The sequence below is a fragment of the uncultured Limosilactobacillus sp. genome (assembly GCF_934202235.1).
GTDB lineage: Bacteria > Bacillota > Bacilli > Lactobacillales > Lactobacillaceae > Limosilactobacillus.
The window spans coordinates 1-3,525 of record NZ_CAKPXS010000071.1; the positions used below are offsets into that span (position 1 = coordinate 1).

5 protein-coding genes are annotated in these 3,525 nt (G+C 47.9%); 1 reads left to right on the top strand and 4 read right to left on the bottom strand.

Annotated features, from left to right (window positions below):
- Positions 1-120: 120 nt before the first annotated feature.
- Positions 121-918, bottom strand: coding sequence for a Cof-type HAD-IIB family hydrolase (locus Q0E49_RS07875; RefSeq protein WP_295747799.1), 798 nt, complete (start codon positions 916-918; stop codon positions 121-123).
- Between the two features lie 22 nt (positions 919-940).
- Positions 941-1,477 carry a 3'-5' exonuclease gene (locus tag Q0E49_RS07880; protein WP_295747801.1) on the bottom strand — a complete coding sequence of 179 codons (537 nt, stop codon included), beginning with the start codon at positions 1,475-1,477 and terminating at the stop codon, positions 941-943.
- 145 nt (positions 1,478-1,622) lie between these two features.
- Between Q0E49_RS07880 and murB the strand changes: the two genes are divergently transcribed.
- The gene (gene murB, locus Q0E49_RS07885) at positions 1,623-2,522 is read left to right on the top strand and encodes a UDP-N-acetylmuramate dehydrogenase (protein ID WP_295747803.1); all 900 of its coding nucleotides are present in this window, start codon (positions 1,623-1,625) and stop codon (positions 2,520-2,522) included.
- Between the two features lie 62 nt (positions 2,523-2,584).
- On the opposite strand, the gene Q0E49_RS07890 is transcribed toward murB, so the two are convergent.
- Both Q0E49_RS07890 and Q0E49_RS07895 read right to left on the bottom strand, forming a co-directional pair.
- Complete coding sequence (locus tag Q0E49_RS07890; RefSeq protein WP_295747805.1) at positions 2,585-2,959, bottom strand: hypothetical protein; 375 nt, start codon at positions 2,957-2,959, stop codon at positions 2,585-2,587.
- A 73-nt stretch (positions 2,960-3,032) separates the two neighbouring features.
- Positions 3,033-3,525: DUF1361 domain-containing protein (locus tag Q0E49_RS07895; RefSeq protein WP_295747807.1), on the bottom strand; the 493-nt coding region annotated here is incomplete at its 5' end.

Sequence of the window (3,525 nt, forward strand, 5' to 3'; positions counted from 1 at the left end):
TTTTGTATGCAAAAATCCCATTAATAGATTACCACTTGGATAATCCATCAACAGGATTTAGTGTAGAGCCCAAAAAAATACCACCCAACAATTGTTGAGTGGTAAAAAGTTGGAATGAACTTAAATTTTTAATCTTTTAGCAAGGGTCAGGAGAACGCCCTGCTGATTATTTGACGGAGCCACATGGGTTGCGGCTTCCTGAACGTGGTGGGGAGCGTTGGCCATTGCGTATGACTCGCCAGCTAGTTCAAACATTGGAAGGTCATTTTCATTATCACCAAAAGCCAGCAGGTCAGCGCTGCTTAACTGCCAACGGTCGAGGAGTTTGCGGAGACCGTTGCCCTTGTTCATATGTGGGATAATGAGATCAATTGCGCCATAGCCGCTGACCGTTGGCTGAATTCGTCCGGCAAATTGAGTGTTGAACTGTTGGATAAATGCTGCTGTTTGTTGGGCGGGAAGGGTCAAAGCAAATTTAAAAACATCCTCGGGAATGTCAGCAAGCGCCGTGATGGTTTGAAGCCGTGCGTAATAGTGTTGGAACATCCTTTTTTGGCCTGCCGGAACGTCATCCATGATATAGGCAGAATGACGAGCACAGAGTGTGAAGTAAGTTGCTGGCTGCTGGCGGAGAAAGGCAAAGACGTCGGTGACAACCGATGAGGGGAGACGCCCACTGGCAATTTCTTCTCCCTGACGGTCGACCACTAGCACGCCGTTTTCGGCGACAAAGCCTAGCTCATTGGCATGGTCAGGAAAGAGTCCCTTTAAAAACGCGTACTGATCCCCGCTGGCAACGATGAAACGAATTTGTTGGCGTTGCATCTCATGAAGAACTTTGGCGAAAAGCGGCCGATCATAGTCGCGATGATCAGTTAAAAAGGTACCGTCAATATCGACGGCAACTGCTTTAAACATAGTAATTTCTCCTAAAAAATAGTTAGCCGCGCATAGTGATGAACGGCCGAATTTGTTGCGGTCCGTATTGTTTCGTTTCAGCAAGCAAAATATTGGCACAAGCCTGGGCATCATCTAAGGCGTTGTGATGGTGGTGGAGGTTGATGTTTAACGCGTCACACACGGTATCCAGTTTATGGTTAGCAAGGTGAGGCAAAAAGTGCCGACTGGTTTTGACAGTATCGAGTGTCAAGTAGGCGGGGGCGGCCAGACCATAGTGGGTGAGAGTAGCAGTCAGCACACTGTTGTCAAAGCTATTATTATGGGCGACGACTAGTTGGTCAGGTGTAAAGAACTGGTGAATGTGCCGCCAAACCTCTGGGAATAGTGGGGCATTGGCCACGTCTTGCTGGTGAATGCCGTGAATTTGAACGTTGCGCCAGAAAAATTTAGTTTGCGGGTTGATGAGGGTATAGAATTCGTCCACCACGCGGCTATTTCGGACGACCGCTAGTGCCAGCGAACACGCACTGTAGCGCTGGCCCGCAGCGGTTTCAAAATCCATTGCCACAAAATTCATGAGAGGACCTCCTTTTAGTAAATCAATATAAATTATACAGGTGACGACAAAAAATACCAACTTAGACCGTTTCAGGGGAAAGAGTTGAAACCATTCGGCAACACCGTTAAGATTAGTTCAGCATAACCAATAATAGGAGATAAAAATGAACATAGATTTACGGCAGGAATTTCCCGCAATTAACATTCTCAAGGATGAGTTGCTGTCCAAGTATACCTTTACCCACACGGGGGGCAATGCTGACTGGTTGGCGCTGCCAACGACAGTCGATCAAGTGAAAGAATTGGTGAACTACTGTACGGCTCACCAGCTCCCCCTTACCGTTCTAGGTAACGCCAGCAACTTAATTGTGAAGGACGGTGGGATTGCGGGGTTGGTAATCATTACTACCGAACTAACGAAGATCACTGTTAATGGCAATCAGGTGGAAGCCCAAGCAGGGGCTGCTTACATTGATGTCACTAAGGCTGCCCGCGATGCTGGTTTAACCGGTTTGGAATTTGCGGCGGGGATTCCCGGCAGTGTGGGCGGTGCCGTCTTTATGAACGCTGGTGCTTATGGTGGTGAGACACGTTTTGTTGTCAGCTCAGCCACTATTCTTTTACCAAGCGGGGAAGTACAGACGTTAAATAATGACCAACTCGCCTTTGGTTACCGCCACAGTGTGGTGCAGGATAATCACGGCATTGTCTTAGCGGCTACTTTCTCCCTCCAGCCTGGTGAGCGGGAACAGATCAGTAGCAAAATGAATGAGCTGAATGCGCGGCGGGCGGCTCGCCAACCACTGGAACTGCCATCTTGTGGTAGCGTCTTTAAGCGGCCAACTGGCTACTATGCTGGCAAACTGATTCATGATGCAGGATTGCAAGGCTACACCGTCGGGGGTGTGCAGGTCTCGAAGAAGCACGCGGGCTTTATTGTCAATGTTGACCACGGAACAGCCGCAGACTATCAGGCAGTCATTAGACACGTCCAGAACACCGTTAAGGCCAAATATGGGGTTCAATTACAGCGAGAAGTCCGGATTATTGGTCGGACAAGGTAATCGTCAAGCCGCTAGGCACAACAAAACCGCCATCTGTGAAGATGGCGGTTTTTGTAAGCTGTTTAGTCGACAAAAATTTTGACGGCCATGGCAATGTTGTAGATAAAGCTGATCAACGCTGCAAGGACGGTGATTGCGCAAAGGGTAACAGTCAGCCACCCCATGGAAACACCGACGTAATGAACAGAGTTGCCCAGTGAGACATGACCGCTAACGGTGCCAATAACGCCGAGAACAATCAGGAATAAAAGACCAAGCAGTGCTGGAATTAGTTGTGACCAAAAGGCTCGTTTGGCGTGACCCTTTACAAAGGGGTTATTTACACCAATGATCCAGACAATCAGTGGGAAGACGACCGGCAGAAAAATAATACCGACGTAGGCCAATGCCGCAATGATGCGATTAGCCGTCGATGGAGCAAAGTGTTCGTTATTCATTCTATGAATCCTCCTTTCAATAACTTTTTGATTAATACCACAATAACATTTTTGATAGTAAGAAGCTAGTTAATCAGTCGTCTACGGAGTAACCGGCAATGACGTGAATGAGGTAAACCAGGATGAGCTGGGTGACAGTTATGATGATAACAAATTTGATCATCGTTGGGGTCCACATGACTAATAGCTGTTTGATAAACCAGCTCGGTGTCATCAGCATGTATAGCGAATGAAGCCGTAAAAAGCGGCCAATATAGATTCCCACACTGGAAATAAATGAGCAGCAGGTAATCCACACGACCCGCCATTGTAAGTGCCGCGGAGTAGTCATCATCGTGAGCAGTCGACTCGTTTGCAGCAGAGAAATAGCACCAAAAAGGGCGCTCGCAAAGGCACTGATCACCATTAATGAGAACATCAACCACATATGCGGGTCGCTACGCAGAATGCCAGAAATGCTGGTGTGCGGGTGTAACCAGGCAAGGTGAAAGAGGTCTGTGATGACATAAGGAGCGTTAGGGTAAAACATCACCCATAAAACTAGTAGGACCCAAAAGGCTAGTGAG